Origin of the sequence: Bacteroides sp. AF39-11AC (assembly GCF_003474285.1) — a bacterium.
In the GTDB taxonomy this organism is placed as follows: Bacteria; Bacteroidota; Bacteroidia; order Bacteroidales; family Bacteroidaceae; genus Bacteroides.
The window spans coordinates 386,478-413,000 of record NZ_QROH01000004.1; the positions used below are offsets into that span (position 1 = coordinate 386,478).

General features: G+C 42.4%; 20 protein-coding genes. 13 read left to right on the forward strand and 7 right to left on the reverse strand.

All coding sequences use genetic code 11. The features are described from left to right. Positions 1 to 287: 287 nt before the first annotated feature. The 3 genes from DW036_RS09945 to DW036_RS09955 all read left to right on the forward strand — a co-directional run bounded on the left by DW036_RS09945 (position 288) and on the right by DW036_RS09955 (position 7,933). Positions 288 to 3,251 carry a TonB-dependent receptor gene (locus DW036_RS09945; protein WP_118463776.1) on the forward strand — a complete coding sequence of 988 codons (2,964 nt, stop codon included), beginning with the start codon at positions 288 to 290 and terminating at the stop codon, positions 3,249 to 3,251. Positions 3,252 to 3,262: 11 nt separating this feature from the next. After that, positions 3,263 to 4,933, forward strand: a complete 1,671-nt coding sequence (locus DW036_RS09950; protein ID WP_118463779.1) for a RagB/SusD family nutrient uptake outer membrane protein — start codon at positions 3,263 to 3,265, stop codon at positions 4,931 to 4,933. Positions 4,934 to 5,032: 99 nt separating this feature from the next. Continuing rightward, positions 5,033 to 7,933 carry a glycosyl hydrolase 115 family protein gene (locus tag DW036_RS09955; RefSeq protein ID WP_118463782.1) on the forward strand — a complete coding sequence of 967 codons (2,901 nt, stop codon included), beginning with the start codon at positions 5,033 to 5,035 and terminating at the stop codon, positions 7,931 to 7,933. 155 nt (positions 7,934 to 8,088) lie between these two features. Here DW036_RS09955 and DW036_RS09960 read toward each other — a convergent pair whose 3' ends face one another. Continuing rightward, positions 8,089 to 11,409, reverse strand: a complete 3,321-nt coding sequence (locus DW036_RS09960) for a beta-galactosidase (RefSeq protein WP_118463785.1) — start codon at positions 11,407 to 11,409, stop codon at positions 8,089 to 8,091. A 173-nt stretch (positions 11,410 to 11,582) separates the two neighbouring features. Here DW036_RS09960 and DW036_RS09965 point away from each other — a divergent pair, with 173 nt between their 5' ends. Further along, entirely contained in the window at positions 11,583 to 12,200 is a 618-nt protein-coding gene (locus DW036_RS09965) for a YhcH/YjgK/YiaL family protein (RefSeq protein WP_118463788.1), read from the forward strand. A gap of 169 nt (positions 12,201 to 12,369) precedes the next feature. Here DW036_RS09965 and DW036_RS09970 read toward each other — a convergent pair whose 3' ends face one another. Then, positions 12,370 to 13,170, reverse strand: coding sequence for a gamma-glutamyl-gamma-aminobutyrate hydrolase family protein (locus tag DW036_RS09970; RefSeq protein WP_118463791.1), 801 nt, complete (start codon positions 13,168 to 13,170; stop codon positions 12,370 to 12,372). A gap of 194 nt (positions 13,171 to 13,364) precedes the next feature. Between DW036_RS09970 and DW036_RS09975 the strand changes: the two genes are divergently transcribed. From DW036_RS09975 to DW036_RS09985, 3 genes are all read left to right on the forward strand, one after another. Then, positions 13,365 to 15,521: a translation factor GTPase family protein gene (locus DW036_RS09975; protein ID WP_118463794.1), complete on the forward strand. Its 2,157-nt coding sequence runs from the start codon at positions 13,365 to 13,367 to the stop codon at positions 15,519 to 15,521. A 275-nt stretch (positions 15,522 to 15,796) separates the two neighbouring features. Then, positions 15,797 to 17,338: a sensor histidine kinase KdpD gene (locus DW036_RS09980; RefSeq protein ID WP_007660040.1), complete on the forward strand. Its 1,542-nt coding sequence runs from the start codon at positions 15,797 to 15,799 to the stop codon at positions 17,336 to 17,338. 4 nt (positions 17,339 to 17,342) lie between these two features. Continuing rightward, entirely contained in the window at positions 17,343 to 18,044 is a 702-nt protein-coding gene (locus DW036_RS09985; protein ID WP_007660039.1) for a response regulator transcription factor, read from the forward strand. Between the two features lie 77 nt (positions 18,045 to 18,121). Here DW036_RS09985 and DW036_RS25750 read toward each other — a convergent pair whose 3' ends face one another. Both DW036_RS25750 and DW036_RS09990 read right to left on the reverse strand, forming a co-directional pair. After that, a complete protein-coding gene (locus DW036_RS25750; RefSeq protein WP_171032130.1) occupies positions 18,122 to 18,298 on the reverse strand; it encodes a hypothetical protein in 177 nt (58 codons plus the stop codon). 162 nt (positions 18,299 to 18,460) lie between these two features. Further along, on the reverse strand, positions 18,461 to 18,907 hold the full coding sequence (locus tag DW036_RS09990) for a MarR family winged helix-turn-helix transcriptional regulator (RefSeq protein WP_022391350.1): 447 nt from the start codon (positions 18,905 to 18,907) through the stop codon (positions 18,461 to 18,463). Positions 18,908 to 19,067: 160 nt separating this feature from the next. On the opposite strand from DW036_RS09990, the gene rpsF reads away from it, so the two are divergent. From rpsF to rplI, 3 genes are read left to right on the forward strand one after another with little or no spacing between them, the layout of a single operon-like run. Further along, complete coding sequence (rpsF, locus tag DW036_RS09995) at positions 19,068 to 19,412, forward strand: 30S ribosomal protein S6 (protein WP_007210277.1); 345 nt, start codon at positions 19,068 to 19,070, stop codon at positions 19,410 to 19,412. A gap of 2 nt (positions 19,413 to 19,414) precedes the next feature. Continuing rightward, positions 19,415 to 19,684, forward strand: a complete 270-nt coding sequence (rpsR, locus tag DW036_RS10000) for a 30S ribosomal protein S18 (RefSeq protein ID WP_007210278.1) — start codon at positions 19,415 to 19,417, stop codon at positions 19,682 to 19,684. 15 nt (positions 19,685 to 19,699) lie between these two features. Beyond that, the gene (gene rplI, locus DW036_RS10005; protein WP_007210279.1) at positions 19,700 to 20,149 is read left to right on the forward strand and encodes a 50S ribosomal protein L9; all 450 of its coding nucleotides are present in this window, start codon (positions 19,700 to 19,702) and stop codon (positions 20,147 to 20,149) included. A gap of 71 nt (positions 20,150 to 20,220) precedes the next feature. Here rplI and DW036_RS10010 read toward each other — a convergent pair whose 3' ends face one another. The 3 genes from DW036_RS10010 to DW036_RS10020 form a co-directional block, all read right to left on the reverse strand. Continuing rightward, positions 20,221 to 20,931, reverse strand: coding sequence for a hypothetical protein (locus tag DW036_RS10010; protein WP_118463797.1), 711 nt, complete (start codon positions 20,929 to 20,931; stop codon positions 20,221 to 20,223). Between the two features lie 170 nt (positions 20,932 to 21,101). Beyond that, a complete protein-coding gene (locus DW036_RS10015) occupies positions 21,102 to 21,317 on the reverse strand; it encodes a hypothetical protein (protein ID WP_022392222.1) in 216 nt (71 codons plus the stop codon). A 160-nt stretch (positions 21,318 to 21,477) separates the two neighbouring features. Then, positions 21,478 to 23,151: a long-chain fatty acid--CoA ligase gene (locus tag DW036_RS10020; RefSeq protein ID WP_118221247.1), complete on the reverse strand. Its 1,674-nt coding sequence runs from the start codon at positions 23,149 to 23,151 to the stop codon at positions 21,478 to 21,480. 86 nt (positions 23,152 to 23,237) lie between these two features. Between DW036_RS10020 and mtaB the strand changes: the two genes are divergently transcribed. From mtaB to DW036_RS10035, 3 genes are read left to right on the forward strand one after another with little or no spacing between them, the layout of a single operon-like run. Further along, a complete protein-coding gene (gene mtaB, locus DW036_RS10025) occupies positions 23,238 to 24,557 on the forward strand; it encodes a tRNA (N(6)-L-threonylcarbamoyladenosine(37)-C(2))-methylthiotransferase MtaB (RefSeq protein ID WP_118463800.1) in 1,320 nt (439 codons plus the stop codon). A gap of 17 nt (positions 24,558 to 24,574) precedes the next feature. Continuing rightward, on the forward strand, positions 24,575 to 25,477 hold the full coding sequence (locus DW036_RS10030) for a lysophospholipid acyltransferase family protein (protein WP_118463803.1): 903 nt from the start codon (positions 24,575 to 24,577) through the stop codon (positions 25,475 to 25,477). Further along, positions 25,470 to 26,486 (forward strand): glycosyltransferase family 2 protein, encoded by a 1,017-nt coding sequence (locus tag DW036_RS10035; protein WP_118463806.1) that lies wholly within the window; start codon positions 25,470 to 25,472, stop codon positions 26,484 to 26,486. Before DW036_RS10030 ends, DW036_RS10035 begins: the two co-directional genes overlap by 8 nt. Positions 26,487 to 26,523: the final 37 nt, after the last annotated feature.

Consider the following 26,523-nt stretch of genomic DNA (forward strand, 5'->3'; position numbering starts at 1 on the left):
AATCGGCATTAATAAGCACAATCATGGTCGCAATCTTTCCAAAAGTCGCCCACAATTCTGTCATTGAAAAAATAACGGCGGTATTCTGAATTATACAGATGCCTGAAGTCTTGAATTGAATTTACTTTTGTCCGGTGAAATCTTTTGGAGAGCTAATTCTCCATCTATGTGAAACCTTAAAATGATTGCCTATGAGAAGCATATAAGAGTTACAATTCTTTTTAATTTCATTAATTGAGAAACATAATGAATGAGTTTAAGTAGTTAATTTTAAATCACTATTATTTATGAAACATTTTTTTATTTGGATTTTCTTATTTTTTTCTATGTCCGGCTTTGCGCAAGATTTGAATATCAAAGGGCAAATCACGGATACATCCGGTGAATCGATTATTGGTGTGAATGTAAAGGTGAAAGGTAAGGATACCGGGACTATAACAGATATAGACGGCAACTATCATCTTCAAGCTGCTCCTAATGATATTTTGGTTGTTTCTTATATAGGTTTTATTACTCAGGAAGTGCCTGTGAAAAATAGAACGGTTGTCGATATACGTTTGATAGAAGATGTGAAAGCATTGGATGAAGTGGTAGTAGTGGGATATGGAACACAACGTAAGGCTGACTTGACGGGTGCCGTTATACGTGCAGATATTAAAACGTTGAAAAGGTCTCCCAATTCAAATGTTTTGCAATCTTTGCAAGGGAATGTTCCGGGGCTTAATATTGGACAGGTTACCAATTCGGGAGGTACTCCGTCGATGTCTATCCGTGGTACAAATACTTTGGGAGGAAACAAGGATGTGCTGGTCATTCTGGACGGCATCATTTATACAAGTTCGTTATCTTCAATAAATCCTGATGACATTGAATCTATTGATATCCTGAAAGATGCAAGCTCTACTGCTGTATATGGTGCACAGGCAGCCAATGGAGTAGTTATGATTACCACTAAAAAAGGTGTGGAAGGGAAACCGAAAATCAGCTTCTCCAGTAGTTATACGTTTTCTAACCCGACCCACAATTATCGTCCGATGAATCGTGAAGAGTATCTGGACAATGTCAGAGACTTCTATTATACAGAAGCTTTCCTTGGATCTGATTATACGACTCCTAATCCGGATTTTGATCTCGCGTCTAAATTGCCGGATGCCCCATTGAGAGATGAAAATGGAAATGTAAGTCCTTATAATTATAGCTGGTGGGATGAAGGTACACAAAGCGGACATTTATTTGAAAACCGTTTTAGTATATCCGGTGGTAGTAAATCCATCAATTATATGCTTTCGTATTCCAATACGGATCAGCGTGGATTTATTGTGAATGATGATTTTAAAAGAAACAGCGTTCGTCTGAATCTGAATGCGGAAGTAGCTCCCTGGTGGAAAATAGGAATTCAGACTTTTGGTGCATTTGTGAATCAGGATGGTGCGGAGCCTGGTTTGTGGAATCTGATAACCCAATCTCCATTGATTGAACCTTATGACGAAAATGGCAATATAAAGCCATATCCTTTTAATACATTGGATACCAACCCTTTTATGGGATCGGATATTGATGATTACGAACGTCATAATTACTTTTTCGGTAATATATCATCCGAAATGAAATTACCTCTTAAAGGATTAGTGTATCGGTTGAATTTTGGAAATAACTATAGGGTAGACAATCATTTTCAAGCCAGCCAGTATGGGTATAATCTGCAAGGAGAGGCCTATAAGGAACATACCGGCTACTATGATTATACTATAGACAATATTCTGGCTTACAATGCTACATTTGGTGAACATCATGTTGATGCCACATTATTATATGGGGCTTCAGAGCGTAAATATGATTATACAAAGGCTTTGGGACAAGGATTTACACGCATGACATTGGGCTATAATAGTCTGGAACAGGCAACAACGCGCTATGTATATTCGGATGCCTGGAGAGAAGCTCTTTGTTATCAGATGGCCAGAGTCAGTTATCGTCTGATGGATCGGTATTTGATAACGGGTACAGTGCGCAGAGATGGCTTTTCGGGATTTGCGGCGAATAATAAATATGCAACTTTTCCTTCTATAGCTTTAGGGTGGATGATTTCAGAAGAGTCTTTCTTTAAAATACCCTGGATTGATTATCTGAAACTGCGCGGGGGATATGGTATCAGTGGAAATCAGACCAGCAGATATAAATCTTTGTCTACAGTAACTTCTGAGATCAGATATATTTTTGGTGATGGCGGAAAGCCTGTAATCGGACAGGAAATTTCAGCTTTGGGAAATAATAATCTGAAATGGGAAAAAACAGCAGGGATAAACTTAGGGCTTGATTTCACAATTTTGGGTCAGAGACTCACTGGTTCCGTTGAATATTATTCGACAACTACGAAAGATTTGTTGTATGATGTGGCTTTGCCCGATATTACGGGATTTTCAAAGATTGCTTCTAATCTTGGAAAAATCAAAAACAAGGGTTTCGAATTTATTCTCACTTCGAAGAATATACAGACTTCAGATTTTAAATGGACTACCTCACTCAATTTTTCGACAAACTCCAATAAGATCGTAACTCTGACAGGAGAAGATAATGATGGAGATGGCATAGAGGATGATAACATATCCAGTAATCTGTTTATAGGCCAGCCCATTTCTGCGGTATATGGGTATGTAGTAGATGGCATTTATCAGTTGGGTGATGATATACCTGCCGGTTTCTATCCGGGCAATTATCGTATTGTAGATATGACTGGAGAGGGAGAAATAACCCCTGAAGACCGTGTCATTTTAGGTAAAGGAGATCCGGCTTACCGATTTGGTATTATGAATACGTTGGAGTATAAGAATTTTACGCTGAGTTTCTTTATCAATTCTGTTCAAGGAGGAAAAGATGGATATCTGGCAGCTAACTCTTCTTCGTTAGTCAGAGATCAGAATAATCTGCGTTGGAATCGTATAAGCGCATGGGATTATTGGTCACCGCGCAATCCGGATGCAGTCTATGCGCGTTCCATAAGTACCCCGAAAATAACTCCTACGGTATATGAAGACCGGAGTTTTGTACGTTTGCAGGATGTTTCATTGTCTTATGCTTTTCCGAAGTCTATTACGAACAAAGTTGGTTTGAGTGAAATTGATCTGTTTTTCAGTGGGAAAAACTTGTTGACTTTTACAAAATGGCATGGTTGGGACCCGGAAGCCGGAAGTACTTATTCGGGCAGGCCGGTAATGAGAAGTTTTTCTTTTGGTGTTAGTCTTACTTATTAATCTGATTTATTATGAAAATAAAAATATATACTATTACCTTGTTGCTTTCAGCAGTGCTGGGTTCGTGCAGCAGTTCTTTTTTGGATGAAGAGCCTTTGGATTTCATGAGTGCAACCAATTCTTTTCTTACCCAAGAGGATATTGATTGTTCAATAAATAATCTTTATTACCTGATAAGAAGAGAATTTTATAGCAGGGATGAAAATCGTCCGATGGATTACCTTTACGGCACGGATATTGTCTATGATGGTGAACCGAACGGTACGGAGCGACATTCCAATATGATTTCAGCTTATCATTCAACTGGTAATATTGCATCGGTACACTGGTCATTGCTTTATCATACCATATCAACTGCTAATACTATTATCGACCGTCTGCCTGTTTCTGAAGTATCAGAAGAGCAAAAGACGATTGCCGAAGCCAAAGCCCGTTTCTTTAGAGGATTTGCATACAGGACCTTGGCCTATCTGTATGGTGGGGTACCTCTTTTATTGACGGAAGTCATTGAACCCAAGTTTGATTATGTCAGGGCATCAAAAGAAGAGGTGTTGAAGCAGGCACTTACGGATGTAGAGTTTGCGGCTGCTCATTTACCCAGTTTGTCCAGTGTGCAGGATGGAGAAGTTTCTAATGCGGCTGCATGTCATTTGCTTTCAGAACTTTATCTGGCAACAGCTCAATATCAGAAAGCGGTGGATGCTGCTACAACAGTCATCGATGATCCGGCTACCGGATTGATGTACAATCGCTTTGGTTCCAGAGCCAATGAAGTTCCGGGAGATGTATATTGGGATTTATTCCGAAAAAATAATCAGAACAGAGGTTCCGGAAACACAGAAGGAATCTGGGTTATTCAGATTGAAACTGACACTCCCGGCGGCAGTGGTTCCTTGACGGCCAAAGACCAGACATACACTTTGGAAAGGCATCATGCTCCGATGGTTCGTGACGTGAAAGCACATGGCATGAATCCTTTTAGTTGGCCGATTGGTGATTATACCGGAGGTCGTGGCATTGGTTGGGCCATTTCAACCCGATATTTCAGTGATGAAATATGGAAAGATGATTTCTATGGAGACATGAGAAACGCAAATCATAATTTTGTGAGAAAGTTTGCAGTTCATAATAAAGAGTATGCCAAACTTTACGGGGACACCATTGACACTCAGAATCCGCCGGTAGGGGTTACGGTTCCATCCCGTCCGCTCTATGCTTATCAATCCAAGTGTACTACTCCGTATAATCATCCAGATGGTTTGTATTCCAATTCCAAAACTTTTGCGCTTAACAGTGGAGCCGGTGCTACATACACGGATCAATATATGTTCAGGCTTGCCGAGACTTACTTGTTGCGTGCTGAGGCTTATCTGGCTTTAAATGATACAGATAAGGCAGCGGCTGATATCAATGTTATTCGCAATAGAGCTCATGCTAAACCTATATCGGCATCTCAGGTAACATTGGATTATATTCTGGATGAGAGAATGAGAGAGTTAGGCGTAGAAGAAAGACGTAGAATAACATTGATGAGAATGGGAAAACTTTACGACCGCGTGATGAAATGTAATCCCTATTATGCCAAAGAGATGGAAAAACATTATGAATTATGGCCAATACCTTATAAGGAAATTGAAGCTAACAGAGGAGCTGTGTTAGAACAGAACCCCGGATATGAATAAAGTAGATAAATTTAGGGGTAGAAGGTATGTTGTTTTTAGTCATTGTGTGTCTGCATTTGCAGACACACAATCAGTAGTAATTAAAATATAGTTTATGTTATGATGAGATTTTGGTTAATATTCATGTATATGTTTCTTCCGGTAATGTGCTGGGGACAGATTATTGTTAAAGAAACTGGAGGCATGACAGCCTTTCCGTTAGTGTCTTCCCATAAGGCAGTGATTTATTATGATGTCCGGGATTATGGTGTAGTAGAAAAAACAGCTTGTCTTTTGGCTGAAGATATAAAGCGGGTGACTAATAAGAAAGTACCTGTTTCTTCGAAAAAGGTTTCTGCGGAGTATGCCGTTGTTGTGGGGACAGTGGGACATAATGCTTTTATTGACCGATTGGTGGCAGAGGGACAATTAGATGTGTCTGCTATTCGTGGTGGTTGGGAACAGTTTGTTGTTAAAACGATAGATGATCCTGCCAAAGGAGTGAAAAAAGTGCTTGTCATTGCCGGATGTGACAGGCGTGGTACAGCCTATGGCGTATTCACACTGTCAGAGGCTATAGGAGTGTCTCCTCTGTACTGGTGGGCTGATGTGCCAACTAAAAGAAAGTCTCAATTATATATTGAGAACATAAACTATGTTTCTCAGGCCCCGTCTGTTCAGTACAGGGGTATCTTTATTAATGATGAAGGTTGGGGAATAACTCCATGGGCCGGAAAGACGTTTGATAAAGAACTGGGTGACATCGGACCGAAAACTTATGCTAAGGTGTGTGAATTGATTCTCCGGATGAAAGGTAATATGCTGGCACCCGCGATGCATCCTTCTTCGGGTGCTTTCAATAAGTATCCTGAAAACAAATTAGTTGCTGATAGTTATGGAATTATAATGAGTTCTTCTCATTGCGAACCGTTACTCTTTAATAATGTAACGGAGTGGGATAAAAAAACAATGGGAGAATGGAATTATATAACTAACAAAGGAGGAATCAATAAGATACTCGATCGGCGGGTATCAGAGAATGCTCCGTATGAGAACATTTATACGATTGCTATGCGTGGTATTCATGACGCCGGACTCGTAGGTGTTCCCAAAGATAAAGAAGTCAGCTTGGTAGAGGAGGTCATTGCTGACCAAAGAGATATTTTGAAGAAACATATAGATTCTTCTCTTGACTCTATTCCTCAGATTTTTGTTCCCTATAAAGAAGTACTTGACATTTATGAAAGAGGGTTGAGGCTTCCGGAAGACATTATGTTGGTTTGGCCGGATGATAATTTCGGTTATATCAAACGATTGAATAATAAGGAAGAAAGAAACCGTAAAGGTGGATCGGGCGTATATTATCATATTTCATATTTGGGCGAACCACATGACTATTTATGGTTGAATACGACTCCTCCGGCATTGATGTTCGAAGAAATGCGCAAGGCTTATGATACCGGAGCAAAACGCTATTGGTTATTGAATGTAGGAGACATCAAACCGGGGGAATTGGGTATGAAAACATTTTTGGATATGGCTTGGGATATTGATAAATTCAATTTTGATAATATCAACAATCATCAGGTGGACTTTCTGGTTTCCGTATTTGGTGAAAAGTATAGGGAAGATATTGACGATATAATGAACAGTTATTATCATTTAGGTTTTCAGCACAAACCGGAAGCAATGGGATGGGGATATGAATGGAATAATGAATATGCTCAGGAAAGAATGACGGATACAGATTTTTCTTTTGCAAATTATAATGAAGCAGAAGGCAGAATGCAAGAGTACGACCGTATTTCTGATAAGAGCGAAAAGACATGGAACACGTTGCCGGAATCTTATAAGGCTGCTTTTTATGAGCTGGTTTTCTATCCTGTGAAAGGAGCGGCACTTATGAATAAGAAAATGTTGACTGCGCACCAGAACAGATGGTACGCACGTCAGGGACGTACAGCAACCAATTATTTGGCTGATAGGGCAAAGGCTTATCATGATAGTATAGATTATTATACCGGTATATATAATTCGCTGCTTAATGGTAAATGGAACCATATGATGGCTTTGGCACCTGGATGGACTGCTACTTATCAGAAAATGCCTCCGGTGATGACCATTGATGTACCTCAAAAAGCAGAAATGCGTGTCTTTCTTCCGGGACAGGATTCTCCTTTGGGAAAGACTACATTGAATGTACTTCCTTGCATAAATCCTTATACCCGGAAAGAATCTTTTATTGAATTGTATAATGTAGGAAAGCAATCGTTTACGTGGAATGCTAAAGTTTCAGATTCCTGGATCAAACTCAGCAGGCAGAGTGGAACCACTCTCCTGCAAGAACGGATTATTGTATCTGTAGATTGGATGAAAGTTCCGGTAGGAGAAAGGGTAACAGGGGAAATAGAGGTTATATCCGGCGACCGTCAGGAGAAGATTTACTTACCTGTTTTCAATCCTGCTTATCCTACAGTGGGCGAGTTGAGAGGATGGTATGTGGAAGATAACGGTTGTGTATCTATTAATCCGGGAAAGTACCATAGAAAAGTGGAGAATGAAGATATAAAGATGAAAGTTATAAAAGGATTGGGCTATGAGAACCAGTGCATACAGTTAGGAGAGGCTACAAAACCTGTTCAAAATCCACGTCGTTCCAAGAAAGCTGCCAAGGTGGAATATGATTTTTATACTTTTAATGCCGGTTCAGTAACGGTTTATACGTATGCGTTACCTGTTTTTCCGGTGAATTCGGAACGCAGCACTTGCTTTGGCTTAATGATAGATGATGGTTTATTGAAATATGCTTCGAATAATGCAAAAGAATATTCTGGCGAGTGGAGGGAAAATGTTTATCGTAACAGTACAATAAATGCTGTAACCCTAAATATTGATAAACCAGGCAAGCATACTTTGAAATTGATATGTTCTGACCCGGGTATGATTATCCAAAAGGTTGTGATAGATATGGGAGGAATGAAGCGTTCTTATCTTGGACCTGAAACGACAATAGTACGATAATTAGTCGAACTTTTGAAGATAAAATAATGACTGAAATCTGTAATGTATGTAAACTACCAGACATTAAATAAGGAGAAGTTGATTAAGTAATATATAAAGAAGAGCGGCTGTCGTTATGAAATGACAGCCGTTCTTTATTACCTGTATAAATCAGATTAGTATTTGAAGTTTTCCCCCTTCACATAAATCTTGAAATCCTTGATGCCTCCCGGCACTTCGCTTTCCATTCGGGGCAAGCATTGGAAACCTGTCAATGCATGACTGGCGCCCAGATCAATTACAATCGTATGCGGATAAGGACTACCTTTCTCTGTGCTCCAATAGGTGGATTCCTGAAGGTCGAAAGTCTTGTCGGCAGAGCGGTTGACGTGAGCTACGTCTTCACTGTCGGCATACTTCACAATCCAGGGCTCGCGGGACAAACGGCTACCATCCTTGTCCAAGAAATACATTTCGGCAATGCAAGCCAGGTCTTTTCCATCCTGTGAGTTTAATGCTTCAATGCAAACATAGCGCCCGGTAACCGGTTTGTTGAATTTAACTTCCTGCCAGCCGTTACCCGGTTTGAAACTTCCCATGAATACAGGCTTTTCACCTGACAAGTTCAAGTTCTCGCCTTCATTGCGATGTGTCAAGGGTTTCTGTACAAGCAGCTGGTCAAGGAGCGGTTCACTTAAACCTTCGGACTTAGCTTCTTTAGGGCCTACAATATCGAAAACTACGATTTCATTCTCACCTTTCTTCAACCAGCATCCCGGTACATAAAGAGTCTGCTGAGGACCGATCTCCCAGATACGGCCTAATGCATAACCGTTCACATAAACCAGTCCTTTGCCCCATGTTTCGAAGTTCAGGAAAGTATCGCTCGGTTTCTTCACCTGGAATTTAGCACGGTAAACACCCGGAATACGTTGTCCGAGACGGTCTGTCAATGACTCTATCGGCTGGAACTTCATGCCCTGATAGAATTCATAGGTATCTTCAATGTTGAAAACTTCCCAGTTCTTCAGGTCGCAAATGAAAGGATATCCGTTGATGTCCATAGAAAGTTCTACGTTTTTCGTGATTCCTTTGAAGTCTTTGATGGCACGTCCGAAGTTGATGCGACCCATGGCCTCTACCAGAATATCAAGTCTGGAACCTTTGACGCAGGCAGGGAGTACCAATTGCTTTTCACCGTTTCTTCTGTCGAGTTTGCCGATGTATTTCCCGTCTACGAATATCTGAGCATAGTCGTGCGCATCGTTCACTGTGAGGGTAGCGGGCGACTTCAATTCAGGCAGGGTAGTGCGGTAGAGGATGCTTCCGAAGCCCTGGTTGTATTCTTCCATGGTGCGGATGTTTTCATCCTTCTTTGCTGCGGGCAGGTTCTCGAACAATGGTGCCATTTCTGTGAATCTGAAAGCAGGGATGCTGATAGGTTTGATCAGTGCAGGTACTTTCGCCTGTTTCTCACCATTCATGTATTTCGCCATGGCTTCTCTCAACGCCCAATACTTAGGAGTTGTCTGACCGGATTCACTGATAGGCGCATCGTAATCGTAAGACGTCACGTCGGGTGCAAAGCCGGGAGAGTTGGCGCCTGCCCAGTGTCCCCAGTTCGTACCTCCATGTGTCATATACAGGCTGAATGAAATGCCTCTCGATAACATATCGTCGATACCTTTGATCATATCAGCGGCAGGACGGGTTTCGTGGTTGGCACCCCATTTGTCGAACCAACCGCTCCAGAATTCAGAACACATCAGCGGGCTGTTGGGACGAAGTCGTTTCAGTTTGGCAAATTGCTGGTCGACGTTGGCGCCTGTACCGAAGTTCATGGTCCAGATCAGATCGTCGAGTCCGTTCAGGGTGAAGTTAGAGGCCCAGTCGCATTGGAATAGGGCGATGTCATTTCCGAAGTTGGCACGTACGATGTCTCTGATTTGAGATACATAACCCTTATCTTCTCCGTAAGATCCATATTCGTTTTCTACCTGTACCATGATGATGGGACCGCCATTGGCAATCGTCAGGTCTTTCACTTGCTTGGCTACGGCTTCTTCGAACAGAGCTACACGTTCAATGAAGTAAGGATCGGATTCGCGCAGACGTACATCCTTTTTCTTAAGCAGCCACCACGGCAGACCACCCATTTCCCACTCGGCACAAACATACGGTCCGGGGCGGAGGATGACATACATATCATTTTGCTGGCACAGACGGCAGAACTCGGCCAGGTCGTTTTGCTCCGTAAAGTCATATACGCCGGGTTGCGGTTCGTGAGAGTTCCAGAATACATAGAGGCAGACGGTATTCATACCCAGTGCTTTGCACAACTTGATGCGTTGGTCCCAATAAGGTTTCGGGATACGGGGGTAGTGCAGTTCGGCAGCTTTAACTACAAATGGCTTGCCGTTCAGCAGGAAAGTTCCTTTGCCGGCTTCAAAACGGCCTTGGTCGGCAAAGCTGTCGAAGTTCCATTTGTCACGCCAGGGAATGGTGATTTTATCACCTTCGAAGGAGAATGGAAGCCATACATAACGTGAGTTTTCCAGGTCTTTCTTATTCCAGCGGTCGAATAGGGCGATGTACATGTCTTTCTTGCCCATAACTTTCTGCACGTAAGTGCTTTGAGCATAGAATGTCTTGTCGGCATCTGTTCCGGTACAAGGGTTGCCGATTGTTTTCCATTCACCCATAATGGAGTCTGCTACTGCCAGTTCAGCCTGATTGGGATCCCAACCGGTACAGCCGGAAGAGAGCATGTAGTATTTTCCGTTACGCTTGAAGACGGCGGGAGCTTCGCGGCTTTCCTTGACGAAGTTACGGGTATAGCGTCCGCTCGGTCTTTGATAATCGTCAGTCAACTCGCTGATGTACAGCGTTGCATTGTTTTCTGACGAATAAAAGTGGTAGGCACGGCCATCATCGTCTACGAATACGGTTTGGTCGCGGCTCATGGCACCGTTGGGACGGAAGCTGCCCAGATAGGTGAATTCTCCGGTAGGGGAGTCACTGATGGCTACTCCGGCGCATGCTTTGCTGTAGTCGGCACTTTCCACGTGTGCCCACATCACGAATTTCTTGGTTTTTGGGTTATAAATCACCTTCGGACGTTCCAGTACCTTGCTGGTGTGCAGGTCGTGGCCTTGGTCGTCCTTCACTGCGGGAAGCACGATGCCTTCGAACTTCCAGTTCAGCAGGTCTTTGGATGAATAGCAGCTCACGCCGGTTACATCCGTGCGGTAACACTCCCATGTGGCCCATTCGGGCAGAATGGTTTTACCTTTTTTGTACTCACCGTACCAATAGTACGTTCCTTCATGGTAGAGGATACCGCCACCATGTGCATTGATGGGGTTACCGTCGGTGTCGTTCCATACTTCACCCGGCACGATGGCATTGTTGGTGGTTACTTGTTTTTGGGCTTGCGCTGTAGCAGTTCCAAACAAACAGGCAACAACTAATGTCATACTCCAGAAAATGTTTCTCATGATTTGAATGGTTTATTGTTAGTTTACGAATTAATTTCTGTTGCAAAGATAAGAATGACTTATCATTTAATGTTCCACAAATAATTCAATATAGGTAGACAGATGTTTCAATTTAATACGGTTTATAATTTATATCTTTGTAGTCAGTAAACGAAATTATAGAAAACATTAACATGAAACACTTACAATGGTTATTGGCAACTGCCTGTATGCTTGCGGTTTGTCTGTCTGTCTCTGCTCAAAGTGGCAAGAAAGTAAAAAGTATCTCGCCTGAAAAATGGGTAAAATCGAAACTCTGGAGTGAAGGTTTGAAGGCGAAGCCCCATTCTTCTACGAATTTAGCGGAATTCAAAGCGCAGTACGAAGCGAATCCGGAACAATGGAAGGCGGTTTTTCGCTGGTTGGCGTCGCACGACCTGACTACTATCGAGAAGGGAAAACATCCGATAGAAGGAACATCACTTGTGGTTTCTGTTGAAGATAGTAAGAATGAACCGTTAGAGAAGCGGACATCCGAATCACACCGGAAACATATAGATTTGCAGTATGTGGTGAAAGGAACGGAACGTTTTGCATTGCTGGATCATGAGTCTTCAAAGGCTAATTGCGAATATAGTGAGAAGAAAGATGTTATTCACTATGATTTTGATCCGGAAAAAACTACCTTTATCGACTCTGTTCCCGGTGAGTTTTTCTTGTTCTTCCCGTCCGACTGGCATATTGCAAAGATAGCTACGGATAAGGAAGATCAGGATATAAGGGTGATCGTGATTAAGTTGGATTATATGTGATACACGCGCGTACCTATATATAGTATATAAGAAATCACTAAAGAATTACCGGAGTATGACCTGTTCCCTACCAACTCCCTGTCAAGTCCGTACCAAGTCCAAGCGTATAGATACGGAGATGGTACGGACTTGACAGGGAGTTGAATATACTCAGTAATGAATAAGACTATTATTTGCTTTGCCGAAATGCGATTGCTTGATCAATCAGAAAATAGAAGAATCTGGCAGATATGCTATCACCAGCTACCGTTAATGCTTCCGGGTGGAATTGCACTCCCCAGATAGGTTTTCCTTCAATGTTTTCAATGGCTTCGGGAATACTGTCCGTAGCCCATGCCGTAATTCGGAAACCGGGTGCCACTTGCTTGACGGCCTGATGATGGTGGGTATTGGTAAATAGTTGTGTCTCTCCTGTTATCCGTGCCATTTCAGAATCGGGAAGCAAGTTGACTGCATGAGTGGGTACACTACTCGGTTCTTTCTGATTATGTCGCACGGTAGTATCCGGATGTTGGGCTGGAATATCCTGATAGAGTGTGCCACCGAATGCTACATTGATTAATTGCTCGCCTCGGCAGATTCCCAACATGGGTACACCACGTTGCGCTGCAAGGCGGATAAGGGAAATATCATAAACATCACGCAGTGAATCTACCTCTCCCAGTTGCTCGATAGGTTCTTCATTATAATAAGAAGGATGTATATCCGCTCCTCCGATTAAAATAATCCCGTCCAGTCGACTGATGATGTCTGCCAGAACTATACTGTCTGTTGTGACTGGTATAAGCATTGGAGTGCCTCCGGTTTGTATGACTGATTCGGTATAAGTTGTTCGTGCAGACGAATAGTCGCTGGGATGTGAACAAGATAGGCCGATAAGTGGTCGTTGCTTGTGAGATGAACTTCCGGATTGACATACGGCAAATGACAGGAGAATGAGTAGTACAATAGATGATAGCAGTTCTTTCATTGTAAGTTTGGGGGGTAATGATTTTGCTGTAAAGTTAAGAAAATCTTTCTGTTAGTAGTGATGTGTTACATAACATAGTTTAGTAACACTGTCGATTTATTGCTTTTCTTTTGATAAATTCATAATTTGCGCCTCACTAAAAGTTAAGGGTATGCGAAGGCATACTGAGTTATTCATTTTAAATCTTATATATCATGAAAGTATATCAGACGAATGAAATTAAGAACATTGCCCTGCTTGGCAATGATGGCTCGGGTAAAACCACTCTCACAGAAGCGCTGCTCTTTGAGAGTGGTATTATAAAACGTCGCGGCAGAATTACTGCCAAAAATACAGTCAGCGATTACTTCCCGGTGGAGCAAGAATATGGCTATTCTGTGTTTTCCACCGTTTTCCATGTGGAGTGGAACGGCAAAAAACTTAATATTATAGACTGTCCGGGAAGTGATGACTTTGTTGGAGCTGCCATGACAGCACTCAATGTTACCGATACTGCAATATTACTTCTGAATGGCCAATATGGTCCTGAGGTGGGTACCCAAAATCATTTCCGATATACAGAAAAGTTAGGTAAACCGGTGATTTTCTTGGTGAATCAGCTTGACCATGAGAAGTGTGATTATGATATGGTACTGGAGCAGTTGAGGTCTGCTTATGGTTCGAAGGTAGTTCCCGTTCAATATCCGTTGGCTACCGGGCCGAACTTCAATTCGTTGATTGATGTACTTTTGATGAAAAAATATTCGTGGGGCCCCGAAGGTGGTGCACCTACCATTGAAGATGTTCCTGCAGAGGAAATGGAAAAAGCAACCGAACTGCACAAAGCATTAGTGGAAGCTGCTGCAGAACACGATGAAAGCCTGATGGAGAAATTCTTTGAACAGGATTCACTGACGGAAGACGAAATGCGTGAGGGCATTCGAAAAGGTTTGGCTTCACGTGGCATGTTCCCTGTATTCTGTGTTTGTGCCGGTAAAGATATGGGTGTGCGCCGTTTGATGGAATTCCTGGGCAATGTGGTTCCGTTTGTAGACGAAATGCCTCCCGTACATAATACACGCGGTGAAGTTGTGAAACCAGATCCGAATGCACCTACTTCCCTTTATTTCTTTAAGACCGCTGTTGAACCCCATATTGGTGATGTTCAGTACTTCAAGGTTATGAGCGGTAAAGTGCACGAAGGTGAAGACTTTACGAATGCTGACCGTGGTTCAAAAGAGCGTATCGCCCAGATTTATGCTTGTGCAGGTGCCAACCGTATTAAGGTGGAAGAAATGGTGGCCGGTGATATCGGTTGTACTGTGAAATTAAAAGATGTGCATACAGGTAATACTCTGAATGGTAAGGGTACTGAAAACCGTTTCAACTTTGTCAAATATCCCAATTCAAAATATTCCCGTGCTATCAAACCCGTGAATGAGGCCGATACGGAAAAGATGATGGCCATATTGAACCGTATGCGCGAGGAAGATCCGACTTGGGTGATAGAGCAATCCAAGGAATTGCGTCAGACTATTGTTCACGGACAGGGTGAATTCCACTTGCGTACGTTGAAATGGCGTTTGGAGAATAATGAAAAGTTGCAAATCAAATATGAGGAACCGAGAATTCCGTATCGTGAAACCATTACGAAGGCGGCTCGTGCAGACTATCGCCATAAGAAACAATCGGGTGGTGCAGGCCAGTTTGGTGAGGTGCATCTGATTGTAGAACCTTATTACGAAGGTATGCCGCTGCCTGATACTTATAAGTTTGGTGCGCAGGAGTTTAAGATGAACGTGAAAGGTACCGAAGAAATCCCATTGGAATGGGGCGGTAAATTGGTATTTATTAATAGTATCGTAGGTGGTTCTATTGATGCACGTTTCATGCCGGCTATCCTGAAAGGTATCATGTCCCGTATGGAACAAGGTCCGTTGACCGGTTCGTACGCTCGTGATGTACGTGTCATTGTGTATGACGGCAAGATGCATCCGGTAGATTCCAATGAAATTTCCTTCATGCTGGCTGGTCGTAATGCATTCAGTGAAGCATTTAAGAATGCAGGTCCTAAGATCCTTGAACCTATTTATGATGTGGAAGTATTTGTTCCGTCGGATAGAATGGGTGATGTGATGGGTGACTTGCAGGGACGCCGTGCCATGATTATGGGTATGAGTAGTGAAGCCGGCTATGAAAAGTTGAGTGCTAAAGTGCCTTTGAAAGAAATGGCATCCTACTCCACAGCCTTGAGTTCTTTGACTGGAGGACGTGCTTCATTTATCATGAAATTTGCCAGCTACGAACTTGTTCCAAGTGATGTACAAGATAAGTTGGTTAAGGAGTTCGAAGCTAAGCAAGCTGAAGAATAAAAGACTTCACTTCGTCTGTTTTTATAATTTGTTAAAGCCGTTACTCCCTCAGAACGAGGGGTAATGGCTTTTTTATTAACACTGATTAAGAACATGTGCAAATGTGAATGTGAATGATTAATTTTTTATTAAATTTGCAAACCAAAGAGACTCCTATTTGTTATAATGCTCGTAATGCAACTTAAAAAACACTTTTCGGTTAATTTACGAGAACTTGCGGTTAAATCAGGTTAATGTGTTAGGAGTGTTAATTAGGGAGTGTTAATTTTGTGACTATGAAGAAGTCAACAATATGGATATTAGGCGTCGTTATGGGGTTATCTTTCCTCAGTCTCTTGTACCTGCAAATCAGTTACATAGAGAAGATGGTAAAGATGCGTAACGAGCAATTTGATGAATCGGTGAAGCGTGGCCTAATGGCAGCTTCCAAAGAAGTGGAGTCCGCGGAGGTTGACCGTTGGTTAAGGGAGGATATCTCCGAGGCAGAAAAGAGAGCATGGGAATTGACTGCGCAGGGTAAAGCAGTGGTGCAGACACAGCGGTTTACGGCTACATCGCCGGATGGTTCTCAGTATTCAGCTATAGAACTACAGACGATAACAAATAATCCGTCAGAGTTGCCGCGAGCCATGATTTCGCGTAAGCATGGTGCCAAAACGATACCCAAAACAGCTCGTTCGCATGTCGATTTCGTGAAGAATCGTTATGTATACCAGCGTAACTTGTTGGATGAAGTGGCTTGGCAGATGGTGTATACAGCAAGTGACAAACCAATAGAGGAGCGCATCAACTTTAAGAATTTGGATCAATACTTAAAGTCAGGTTTGGTAGATAACGGAATTGATCTGGCTTATCACTTTAAAGTGATTGACCGGGATGGACGGGAAGTATATCGCTGTTCGGACTATGTTGATGAAGGTAATGAGTATTCTTACTCCCAGCCTTTGTTCCTGAATGATCCACCTGCCCGTATGAGTATCGTAAAGATACATTTCCCGGGTAAAAGGGATTATATTTTCGACTCGGTCAACTTTATGATACCGTCGATGATATTCACCTTTGTACTGCTGATTACATTTATCTTCACGATTTATATCGTGTTCCGCCAAAAGAAACTGACGGAGATGAAGAATGACTTTATCAACAATATGACGCATGAATTCAAAACACCGATATCAACGATATCGCTGGCAGCGCAGATGTTGAAAGACCCCGCAGTGGGGAAATCGCCTGCTATGTTCCAGCATATATCGACGGTCATCAATGATGAGACGAAACGGTTGAGGTTCCAGGTAGAAAAGGTTCTTCAGATGTCGATGTTCGACAAGCAGAAGGCTACCTTGAAAATGAAGGAACTGGATGCCAATGAGTTGATTACAGGTGTTATCAACACATTCACCTTAAAGGTGGAGCGTTATAACGGTAATATAGAGTCGGAACTGAACGCAACAGATCCGGATATCTTTGCAGATGAAATGCATCTTACGAATGTGATTTTCAATCTGATGGATAATGCGGTGAAGTATAAGAGACCGGATGCGGATCTGGAATTGAAAGTGAAGACCTGGAATGAACCGGGTAAGCTGATGATTTCTATCCAGGATAACGGTATAGGTATTAAAAAAGAGAATTTGAAAAAGATATTTGAAAAGTTCTACCGCGTGCATACAGGTAATCTGCACGATGTGAAGGGCTTCGGATTAGGGCTTTCTTATGTGAAGAAGATCATAACAGATCACAAGGGAACCATCCGGGCAGAGAGTGAACTAAACGTTGGAACTAAATTTATTATTGCATTACCTTTACTTAAAAATTAATGATATGGACGAGAAACTGCGTATTTTATTGTGCGAAGATGATGAAAATCTTGGCATGCTTTTAAGAGAATATTTACAGGCGAAAGGTTATTCTGCCGAGTTATATCCCGACGGCGAAGCTGGATACAAAGCTTTTCTGAAGAATAAATATGACTTGTGTGTGTTTGACGTGATGATGCCAAAGAAAGATGGTTTCACACTGGCTCAGGAAGTACGTGCTGCAAATGCCGAAATTCCTATCATCTTCCTGACTGCAAAGACACTGAAAGAAGATATTCTGGAAGGCTTTAAGATCGGTGCGGATGATTATATCACCAAGCCATTCAGTATGGAAGAGTTGACATTCAGAATTGAAGCTATCCTGAGACGTGTACGTGGAAAGAAGAACAAAGAGAGCAATATCTACAAGATTGGTATGTTCACTTTCGATACACAGAAACAGATTTTGTCGACACCTGAAAAGCAAACGAAGCTGACTACTAAAGAGTCTGAATTATTAGGATTGCTCTGCGCTCATGCTAATGAAATCTTGCAGCGTGACTTTGCTTTGAAGACCATCTGGATTGATGACAACTATTTCAATGCCCGTAGTATGGACGTGTACATCACGAAGTTGCGTAAGCATCTGAAAGAAGATCCTTCTATTGAAATCATCAATATCCACGGAAAAGGATACAAACTGATTACACCGGAGCCGGAAGCCTAATAAGCTTCTGCTCTTCATGAAACAAAAAGGGCGGTTACTTTGTAAAAGTAACCGCCCTTTTTATTCTTTTCCGATGATTAGTCTGCCAATTTCTTATTGATAATAATGTATGAAATCAATCCCAGTACCATCAAAACTGCTGACGTACCTAAAATGGCATTGTTGTTTACATTACCGGTAAGAGAACATGCAACCAAAATTACAGCCCCTACCAAGACTAATATCAAGCCCAGATTTTTTAATAAACCTTTCATGTGTGTGTATTTTAATAGATTATTATATTCTTGTCACAAAGAAAAGCATAATTCTTTAACAAGCGAAATTATTTTTGCAAAAAAACTATTATTGAGGGTAAATAGTTGGTTTTGCAGGCTTTCCATAAACCGTTTATGCTAATTCTTTCGCTGTATTTTGCACTAATCTTTCGTATTAAAAAATATTTTTCTTAATACTTCCTGACTTATGCGCAGTTCTTCCACGGTGATGCCATGTAATGCCTCTTTTAGGGTTTGGTTGGCAATCACCCGTGCTTGTTCTTCCAGTTCCTTTCCGTCTTTGGTGAGGTGAATCAGGTTGGTGCGGCGATCTTTCTTATCAGAGATACGAACCACTAAATGTTGGCGCTCCATATTATCTATCAGGCGCGTCATACTGGGTTTGTCCTTAAAAGTTGCATTACACAACTCTTGTTGCGTCACTCCATCTTTTTCCCACAAAAAGATAAGGACGGTCCACTGCTCCGGAGTAATCTCCAAACCGTTCTGGCGGAAGTTACGGGACAGTTTTCGGTTGATTGCGGCGGAAACTTTACCATTCAATATGGCAAAGATAAGCCGGATGTCAAAGTTAAATTGCTCGATCATGAAATTATTGTTTAAACAACTTTGCAAAGGTAAGTCACTTCCATGATAAATCCTATCCTCGTGGCACAAAAAAACATTAAATGTTTGTAGATCAAAATAAAATCCCTACCTTTGCACCGCAAATTTTTAAACGAATTATTAATTCATTAATTAAACAAGTATGAATCAATACGAAACCGTTTTCATTTTAACTCCCGTTTTATCTGATGTTCAGATGAAGGAAGCGGTAGAAAAATTCAAAGGCATCCTTACTGCTGAAGGTGCTGAGATCGTAAATGAGGAAAACTGGGGACTGAAAAAACTGGCATATCCTATCCAGAAGAAGTCAACTGGTTTCTATCAGCTGATTGAGTTCAATGCAGACCCTACTGTAATTGACAAGTTAGAGCTTAACTTCCGTCGTGATGAGCGCGTTATCCGTTTCTTGACTTTCAAGCAAGACAAGTACGCTGCTGAATACGCTGCGAAGAGAAGAAGTGTTAAATCAACTAAAAAGGAGGATTAATCATGGCACAAGTTCAATCAGAAATCAGATATTTAACTCCGCCCTCAGTGGACGTTAAGAAGAAAAAATACTGCCGTTTCAAAAAGAGTGGTATTAAGTATATCGACTATAAGGATCCTGAATTCTTGAAGAAATTCTTGAATGAGCAAGGTAAGATCCTTCCGCGTCGCATCACCGGTACTTCTTTGAAGTTCCAACGTCGTGTAGCTCAAGCTGTAAAGAGAGCTCGTCACTTGGCATTGTTGCCTTATGTAACTGACATGATGAAATAATAGGAGGAGGAAAGTATGGAAATTATATTGAAAGAAGACATTGTAAACTTGGGTTATAAGAACGATATCGTAACAGTTAAGTCTGGTTATGGTCGTAACTACCTCATCCCGACAGGTAAAGCTGTGATTGCTTCTCCTGCTGCAAAGAAAATGTTGGCTGAAGATTTGAAGCAACGTGCTCACAAATTGGAAAAAATCAAGAAGGATGCTGAAGCATTGGCAGCTAAATTGGAAGGCGTATCTTTGAAGATCGCTACTAAAGTTAGCTCAACCGGTACTATCTTCGGTTCTGTTGGTAACATCCAGATTGCAGAAGAATTGGCTAAGTTAGGTCATGAAATTGACCGTAAGATCATCGTTGTAAAAGACGCTGTGAAAGAAGTTGGTCAGTACAAAGCTATCGTTAAGCTGCACAAGGAAGTTTCTGTAGAGATTCCTTTTGAAGTTGTTGCTGAAGAAGCATAATTTAAAAACTTCCTATATAAAAGAAGCCTGGTTTCCGAAAGGAGGCCGGGCTTTTTTATTACTGGTTAGTTCTAATTGTATTCTTTATCAATAAAAGTAATTGTTTCATCAATTAGTTTCATGTAGTGGCTGTATGTGAGATGCGGGTCATCATGTATAAAAGAGATTTGCCGCATGGCAGCAAACCCTTCTGGGATGCGGAAGGCAAACTCCCAGGTTTCTCTTAGTGACTTATTTTCATTAGAAATTTTTCTAAATTCTTGCTGACTGGTATACTTTTCTATCGCCATGTCTTTTGCTTTGGAGAACCCTTCATAAAAAAGATGTGCGTTTTTTATTACGGCATAGGCTTGGATGATTTCGACAGCAAGTTCTTTGTTTTTAATATTTTGCATGACAGAAGAAGCTCTGAGCATTTCCATAGCATCGGTGACCGGAATAAAATCTCGTGATTGGAATGGGAAATAGCCATAGTAATTCAGAGAGTCGGAGGATGCTTCATTCATTTTGTCTTTATATTGAAGCAGGTAGCATGCACCTTCTTTGTTGAAAATTTCTATTTTCATCATCTCTTCTATTGTTTCCCGGTTGATAAGTAATTCGCTTTTGACCAGCTGCAGGGCCTGTGTCACCTCTTTTTTCTTATTGTGCTTCTGAATCATATCACTTCCCACGAAAGTGATTGCAATACCCAGTACGACTGCAATGAAATTGCAGATGAAATCACCTAATCTTCCTTTGATAGCTGATCGCTTAATTTTTTCTATCAGTTTCTTTTTCATAATATTAGTATAATATGAAGATTAGCAAAGATAAGGATTTTCTGAAATAATCAAATAAGAAATGTGGTGAATCACTGAGTATCTTTAGAGTGGTGCAAATGGGCATAAAAAAAGTCTGTTCGTGCTTTCGCACGTCAGACTTTCAATTCTCTCAGTGTGTTGTTCTGAAATTATTCAGCTACAACTGCTGCACTATCTACTGCTACAGTATCTGCTGCTGCGGCTGCTGCCTCAGCTGCTGCTGCAGCTGCTTCTTCTACTGCTGCGATTGAGTCAGCAATACGGATAGAATCTGCTGTTGCTTTTTCAGCGTCAGCTTGTTTGTTACCACAAGATGCGAAAGATACTGCTACGATAGCTACGGCCATCAAAACTAATTTTTTCATTTTCTTTGCTTTTTAAAAAACGTAATACAATCAATTGCTTTATTAAAACGTTGCAAAGGTATGTACTTTTTTGATAGGTTGTTCTCCAAATCCCAACTTTTTTTATGTTTTTTTTGGAGGTTAGCCCCTTTTGACTACTTTTTGTATGTTTAATAACATACTAATCTTCTGCAATACTGTTATATAAGTAGCGCTTGATACTCCTTTTAGGAGTTTTTTCAAATTCGTTGGGGTATAGCTGTATCTGGCTTACTTTTTCGTAACTGGCCACACTGTTATTCAGGTTTTTCAGATTCTCATCCATAATGGTTTTGATATTTTCCGTTTGGTTCAGACCAAGGGAATCCAGTGCTTCATAATCTGCATAAACCAAAGCGACCAGTTTCTTATTACGCTCGATGATCAGACTTTCCAGAACGAATGGCAGATTGTTGAGACGTGCTTCGATTTCCTCGGGGAAAATATTCTGTCCACTGGAACTGAGAATCATGGTCTTGCTGCGGCCACGGATATAGAGATTATTATTTTCGTCCAGTTTTCCCAGATCACCGGTACGCAACCAGCCGTCTTCGGTGAAAACTTCCTTCGTTGCTTCCGGATTTTTATAGTACCCCGCCATTACATTTTCGCCTCGCACTTGTATCTCACCAATTTCAGCTTCTGGATTTTCTTTATAAATCCGGGCTTCCATGATGTCGAGTACACGACCGGAAGAAGTCGGGACGAATTCGTTCCAGGGAGCGTAGCTGATCAATGGTGCACATTCTGTCATACCGTAACCGATAGTGAACGGAAACTTGATGCGGTGGAAAAACTCTTCTACTTCCGGGTTCATGGCAGCTCCGCCGATAATGATTTCTTTGAAACGTCCGCCCAGGGCATCTACCAGTTTTTTACGGATTTGCCCGTAGATTTGTCCATCGAGCAAAGGAATGCTGAGTGCCCATCTCATAGTTCTTTTATTGATGGCGGGTTGGATAACATTTTTGTAGATTTTCTCGATAACAAGCGGTACGGTAATGATAAGATTGGGTTTTACCTCCTCGAAAGCTTTCATCAGGATCTTGGGGGAGGGGACTTTTCCCAGAAGTGTGACATGGGTTCCCACAGCGGTGGCCGTGAGGAAGTCGAAGGCACAACCGTAGGCATGGGCTAAAGGTAAGAAAGATAACACTTTATCTCCTTTCTTTAATAGCTCGGTACGTATACCGAAGGTGACATTTCCTGCCAGATTGTTTCCTGTCAGCATAACACCTTTGCTGAAACCGGTGGTGCCCGAAGTATAGTTCAGCAGCATCACCTTATCATTAGAGAGAGTTGTATATTGTACGTCTTCCCGGCGAAAACCTTTCGGATAAGTTTCATGCATTTCGTCATCCAGATGTTTGAGGAAACGGTTGATTGTCTCACCGTCACGCTGGTGGAGGCAGCGGAAATCAGAAAGGGAGAATACGGCACGCAGTCCGGTCAGGCGTTCTTCTTCCAGATGATCCCAAATGGAATCGCTGGTAAAGAGAAAAACAGATTCGGAGTGGGTGACGATATGATGTACATCGTTCGGATTAAAATCTTGAAGGATGGGAACAACGATGGCTCCATAAGTGATGGTTGCCATATAAGCAATGCACCAACGGGAATTGTTTTTGCCGATAACAGCTATTTTATCGCCCCGGCGCAGGCTGCAATGTTTGAATAGCAAGTGCAATTTAGCTATCTCTTGTGCTACTTGTCCATAGGAATAACTCTCGTCTTCACCATAATCGGTGTAGCAAGGAAGGTCCCAGTTCTCACGGAAACTCTGCTCGTAGAGTTTGATAAAGTTTTCTTGTATCATTGCACGAAAATTGATGATTTGTGCAAAAGTAGGAAAATTCTAAGAATTATATGTAACTTTGTGGCAGAAATGTGTTTAGAATAGATATGATTGATACCAATATATTTCAAAATAAGACAGCGGTTTACTATACGTTAGGGTGTAAGTTGAACTTTTCGGAAACCTCTACTATCGGTAAGATTTTGCGGGAAGCAGGGGTGCGTACGGCACGTAAGGGAGAGAAAGCAGACATCTGTGTAGTGAACACTTGCTCGGTGACGGAGGTGGCAGATAAGAAATGCCGCCAGGCTATTCATCGTTTGGTGAAGCAACATCCGGGTGCTTTCGTGGTTGTGACCGGATGTTATGCCCAGTTGAAGCCCGAAACCGTTGCAAAGATTGAGGGGGTGGACGTGGTACTTGGTGCCGAACAGAAAAAGGACTTACTTCAATATCTCGGTAATTTACAGAAAAATGAGTCGGGAGAGGCGTATGCTTCAGCGTTGAAAGACATCCATTCATTTGCGCCGTCCTGCTCACGGGGGGATCGTACCCGCTATTTTCTGAAAGTACAGGATGGTTGCGATTATTATTGTTCCTATTGTACCATTCCTTTTGCTCGCGGACGGAGCCGCAACGGAACGGTTGCCTCTATGGTAGAACAGGCGCGTCAGGCTGCAGCCGAAGGGGGAAAGGAGATTGTGTTGACCGGCGTTAACATTGGCGATTTCGGTAAGAGTACCGGAGAGACTTTCTTTGACTTGGTGAAGGCGCTGGACGAGGTAGAAGGTATTGAACGTTATCGTATCTCTTCCATAGAACCTAATTTGCTGACTGATGAGATCATAGAGTTCGTTTCGCATTCCCGCAATTTTATGCCTCACTTCCATATTCCATTGCAGTCCGGCAGTGACGACGTTTTAAAACTGATGCGCCGTCGGTATGATACGGAACTCTTCGCTTCTAAAGTGCAGAGAGTGAAAGAAGTGATGCCCGACGCTTTTATTGGTGTGGATGTCATAGTGGGTACGCGGGGTGAAACGGATGAATACTTTGAGCAGGCTTATGAATTTATTAAGAGTCTGGATGTGACCCAACTTCACGTGTTCAGCTATTCCGAACGGCCGGGTACACAGGCTTTGAAGATAGACCATGTGGTAACTCCGGAGGAAAAGCACCGTCGCAGTCAGCGCCTGTTGGAACTTTCGGACGAAAAGACGCATGCATTCTATGCCCGCCATATCGGACAAACCATGCCGGTATTGCTGGAACGCTCCAAGCCGGGTGCACCGATGCATGGCTTTACGGCTAACTATATCCGGGTAGAGGTTCCCCATAATGATACACTGGACAATCAAGTGGTATCTGTACGCCTGGGCGATTTCAATGAAGACGGGACGGCGTTGCAGGGAACTTTACTATTATAATAAGGTATAAGAAAAGTATGAAATCGAAACTTATCTACTGGCTGACTTACGCAGGTATGTGGCTGCTGGCTTTGCTTCCTTTCCGGGCACTCTATATATTGTCCGACGGACTCTATTTCCTGATGCGCCATGTGGTGCATTACCGTCGCGGGGTGGTCCGTAAAAACCTAAAGAATTCTTTTCCGGAAAAGTCTCAGGCCGAACTTCGTGAGATTGAGCGTGAGTTTTATCACTACATCTGCGATTATATGCTGGAAGAAATCAAGATGATGCGTATGTCATTCGAAGACCTTTCCCGGCGTATGGAGTATGGCAACACAGAAGAATATCTTGCCATGCTCGAAAAACATGGGGGCATTGTTGTGCTCATTCCCCATTATGCCAACTTTGAGTGGTTGACAGCAATGGGAGCTTTCATGAAGCCGGAAGATGTGCCGCTACAGGTGTATAAACCCTTGCGAAATAAGTATGTGGACGAAATGTTTAAGCTTATCCGTGCCCGGCATGGTGGTTATAATGTGCCGAAGCACTCTACTGCCCGCGAAGTGATCCGGTTGCGCCGTGAAGGGAAGCATGTGGTGGTTGGTTTGATTACCGATCAATCGCCCAATCGTAACGAAGCTCACCACTGGACTACTTTTCTGAACCAGGAAACCGTATTTATGGATGGAGGTGAACGTATTGCCAGGATGATGAATTACCCTGTATTTTATTGTGAATTGGAGAGGCAGGGCAGAGGACATTGCAAAGCCTACTTCGATTTGCTAACCGAAACCCCTAAACAGACTGCTGAAGGGGAGATAACCGAACTTTTCGTACGCCGTCTGGAACAAACGATTCGTCGTGCTCCTGCCTATTGGTTCTGGTCTCATAAGCGTTGGAAACTGAAACGTGAAGAACTGGAGAAGCAAAATGGATAAGATAGCAGTTGTAATATTAAACTGGAACGGGTGTGAAATGCTCCGCTCATTTCTTCCCTCCGTGGTACGCTTTTCCGAAGCAGACGGTGCTGTGGTGTATGTTGCTGATAATGGTTCAACGGATGCATCTGTTGAGATGCTTTGCCGGGAGTTTCCTACCGTCCGATTGATACTGCTGGAAGAAAACCAGGGTTTTGCCGATGGTTATAACATGGCTTTGCAGGAAGTGGATGCTGAGTATGTGGTACTTCTCAATTCGGATGTGGAAGTGACGGAGCATTGGCTTCAGCCATTGGCTGATTATATGGAGGCACATCTTGAGGCAGCAGCTTGCCAGCCGAAGATACGGAGTTGGCGGCAGAAGGAGATGTTTGAGTATGCAGGTGCGGCAGGCGGCTTTCTCGATCGTTACGGCTATCCGTTCTGTCGTGGGCGGATTATGGGCGTGGTAGAGGAGGACAGAGGGCAATACGATACCATTATTCCTGTATTTTGGGCGACGGGTGCAGCCTTGTTTATCCGCCTGAAAGATTATCGTGAGGCCGGAGGGCTGGACGGACGATTCTTTGCCCACATGGAAGAGATTGACTTGTGCTGGAGGCTTCGTGCACGTGGTCGGCAGATTGTATGTGTGCCGCAAAGTGTGGTTTATCATGTAGGCGGTGCTACTTTAAAGAAAGAAAATCCCCGAAAGACTTATCTCAACTTTCGTAATAATCTTGTCATGCTTTACAAGAACCTGCCATCCCGGGATTTTGCTTCAGTGATGCGTACTCGTGCAGTTCTTGACTATATAGCAGCATTGAGTTTTATACTTAAATTACAGTTTCCCAATGCATTGGCAGTGCTTCGTGCACGGCGCGAATATCGTTTGTTACGTTCTTCTTTTACTCCTGCACGTGAAGAGAACCTGAAAAAAACTTCCCTTTCCGTGATACCGGAATGGACAAAAAGCAGTATCTTGGCGCAGTATTATTTACGTGGAAAGAAATTTTTCTCGCAATTATAGCTTTTTCTTTTTACCGACTGTTTATAATTAAAGGTAT